This window comes from Streptomyces sp. E2N166 (assembly GCF_003671715.1).
GTDB classification, from domain to species: domain Bacteria; phylum Actinomycetota; class Actinomycetes; order Streptomycetales; family Streptomycetaceae; genus Streptomyces; species Streptomyces thinghirensis.
This window is the reverse complement of the sequence record NZ_RAIF01000012.1, coordinates 1,414,220-1,417,528: the sequence shown is the minus strand read 5'-3', so window position 1 is coordinate 1,417,528 and position 3,309 is coordinate 1,414,220. Positions and strand designations below refer to the sequence as shown.

Genomic DNA, 3,309 nt, shown 5'->3' with positions numbered 1-3,309 from the left:
TGCCCGCCGGCGGGCACCGGGTCCTCACGCACTGCAACAGCGGGGCGCTGGTGTCGGGCGGTGAGGGGACGGCCTTCGCGGTGGCGCTCGCGGCGCACCGGTCGGGTCGGCTGCGGCGCCTCTGGGTGGACGAAACGCGTCCGTTGCTGCAAGGTGCTCGCCTGACGGCATACGAGGCGGCCCGCAACGACATGGCGTACACCTTGCTCACCGACAGCGCGGCCGGTTCGCTGTTCGCGGCGGGCGAGGTGGACGCGGTACTCGTCGGCGCGGACCGCATCGCGGCCGACGGTTCGGTGGCGAACAAGGTGGGGAGCTATCCGCTCGCCGTGCTCGCGAGGTACCACCATGTGCCGTTCATCGTGGTGGCACCGGTCACGACGGTGGATCCGGACACGCCGGACGGGGCGTCCATCGAGGTGGAACAGCGTCCCGGATACGAAGTGACCGAGGTCACAGCACCGCAGGTGCCGGTGACCGGAGCGGGAGGCGGGATTCCGGTGGCACCCCTGGGGACTCAGGCGTACAACCCGGCGTTCGACGTGACTCCGCCCGAGCTGGTGACGGCGATCGTCACCGAGGAGGGCGCGGTTTCGCCCGTGACGGCGGGGGCTCTCGCTGAGCTGTGTGCCAGGTCACGCCAGGTAACGATTAGCTAATGGGATGATGTCGTTTATGAAGGGACGAGTCCTTGTCGTCGACGACGACACCGCACTGGCCGAGATGCTCGGCATTGTGCTGCGTGGTGAGGGTTTTGAGCCGTCTTTCGTAGCCGACGGCGACAAGGCGCTGGCCGCCTTCCGGGAGACCAAGCCGGACCTGGTGCTGCTCGACCTCATGCTGCCCGGTCGGGACGGCATCGAGGTGTGCCGCCTGATCAGGGCGGAGTCGGGTGTGCCGATCGTGATGCTGACGGCGAAGAGTGACACCGTCGACGTCGTGGTCGGTCTGGAGTCGGGCGCCGACGACTACATCGTGAAGCCGTTCAAGCCGAAGGAGCTGGTGGCCCGTATCAGGGCGCGTCTGAGGAGGTCCGAGGAGCCGGCGCCCGAGCAGCTCGCCATAGGCGACCTGGTCATCGACGTGGCCGGTCACTCCGTGAAGCGGGAGGGTCAGTCGATCGCGCTGACGCCGCTGGAGTTCGACCTGCTGGTGGCGCTGGCTCGCAAACCGTGGCAGGTGTTCACGCGTGAGGTGCTGCTGGAGCAGGTCTGGGGTTACCGGCACGCGGCCGACACCCGGTTGGTCAACGTGCATGTGCAGCGGTTGCGCTCCAAGGTCGAGAAGGACCCGGAGAAGCCGGAGATCGTGGTGACCGTCCGTGGCGTCGGTTACAAGGCGGGACCGAGCTGACATGAGCAGGGACAGTGCCGCTTCGGCGCCCGGCCGGTCCGGGGCCCGCGCCGGACGGCCTGTCGGCCACCCGCCCGCCGGCTCCCGCTGGAGCCGTCTGCTGGAGGGCGGGCTGCTGCACGGCGGAGTGCAGGGCAGCCCGGTGCTCCGTCTCTTCATGCGCTGGGTGCGCCGTCCGCTGCTGCCCGTCATGCGGCTGTGGCGGCGCAACATCCAGCTCAAGGTCGTCGTCACCACGCTGCTGATGTCGCTGGGCGTGGTGCTGCTGCTCGGCTTCGTGGTGATCGGGCAGGTCCGCAACGGGCTGCTGGACGCCAAGGTGAAGGCCTCCCAGAGCCAGGCCACCGGCGGGTTCGCGGTGGCCAAGCAGAAGGCCGAGGAGTCGGCCAGCGTGACCGGTGACGAGGGCGTGCCCGTGGACGGCCGTCCCCCGCAGAACGTCATCCAGTGGATGAGTGAGCTGGTCAAGTCGCTCTCCAGCGGTGGCCAGGGCGCTTTCGACGTGGTCACGCTCCCCATGGGCGGGGACAGCGGCAGCGGGCGCGGCCCGCGCGCCTCGGGCTTCGTCAACTGGTCGGCCAGCGTGCCCGAGGACCTGCGGGAGCGGATCGACGGCAGTACGGCGGCGGCGCAGAGTTACACCCGCATCGTCTACGACTCCGGCGAGGCCTCGCACCCCGGTCTGGTCATCGGCAAGCAGGTCAACGACCCCAACGGTGAGCCGTACCAGTTGTACTACCTCTTCCCGCTCACACAGGAGGAGGAGTCGCTCAGCCTGGTCAGAGGCACGCTGGCGACGGCCGGACTCTTCGTCGTCGTCCTCCTCGGGGCCATCGCCTGGCTCGTGGTGCGCCAGGTCGTCACGCCGGTACGGATGGCGGCGAGCATCGCCGAGCGGCTGTCCGCAGGGCGGCTGCAGGAACGGATGAAGGTCACCGGCGAGGACGACATCGCGCGGCTCGGCGAGGCCTTCAACAAGATGGCGCAGAACCTGCAGTTGAAGATCAGCCAGCTGGAGGACCTGTCGCGGATGCAGCGGCGGTTCGTCTCCGACGTGTCGCACGAGCTGCGGACACCGCTGACGACCGTGCGCATGGCCGCCGACGTCATCCACGACGCGCGCGTGGACTTCGATCCGGTGACCGCGCGGTCGGCCGAGTTGCTCGCCGACCAGCTGGACCGGTTCGAGACGCTGCTCGCCGACCTGCTGGAGATCAGCCGATTCGACGCGGGCGCGGCGGCGCTGGAGGCGGAGCCGATAGATCTCAGGGAGGTCGTACGGCGGGTCGTGGGCGGGGCCGAACCGCTCGCCGAGCGCAAGGGCACGCGGATACGCGTCGCCGGCGATCAGCAGCCCGTCGTCGCCGAGGCGGACGCACGGCGCGTGGAGCGCGTGCTGCGCAACCTCGTCGTCAACGCCGTCGAGCACGGCGAGGGCAACGACGTCGTCGTCAAGCTCGCCGCGGCCGGCGGCGCGGTCGCCGTCGCGGTGCGCGACTACGGCGTGGGCCTCAAGCCGGGCGAGGCGACCCGGGTCTTCAGCCGCTTCTGGCGGGCCGACCCGGCACGTGCGCGCACCACCGGCGGTACGGGGCTGGGGCTTTCCATCGCCCTGGAGGACGCGCGGCTGCACGGAGGCTGGCTGCAGGCGTGGGGCGAGCCGGGGGGCGGGTCGCAGTTCCGGCTGACGCTGCCGAGGACGGCGGACGAGCCGCTGCGGGGCTCACCGATACCGCTGGAGCCGGCGGACTCGCGACGCAATCGCGGGCTGGACGACGCCGGTCTCAGTGACGCCGGCGCGTCGCACGGCACGGGGAAGGCGGCCACCGTTCCGGCGCAGGCGTCGCTCGGACAGGCGTCCTCGGCGCCTGCCCGGGGCCCGATTACGCCGCGGTCGGCCACGGTGACACCCACGGCCGATCCGACGGCACTGCCCGGCAGCGGCGCGCGCGTGGT

Annotated in this window: 3 protein-coding genes; all 3 read left to right on the top strand. The window is 70.7% G+C overall.

Annotated elements, in window-relative coordinates; all coding sequences use genetic code 11:
• The coding region (locus EBH09_RS14180; protein WP_153182660.1) for an S-methyl-5-thioribose-1-phosphate isomerase at positions 1-659 on the top strand (659 nt) is incomplete at its 5' end.
• A gap of 4 nt (positions 660-663) precedes the next feature.
• Positions 664-1,353, top strand: a complete 690-nt coding sequence (gene mtrA / locus EBH09_RS14175) for a two-component system response regulator MtrA (RefSeq protein ID WP_193776289.1) — start codon at positions 664-666, stop codon at positions 1,351-1,353.
• A gap of 1 nt (position 1,354) precedes the next feature.
• On the top strand, positions 1,355-3,309 hold a 1,955-nt coding region (mtrB, locus tag EBH09_RS14170; RefSeq protein ID WP_238697296.1), incomplete at its 3' end, for an MtrAB system histidine kinase MtrB.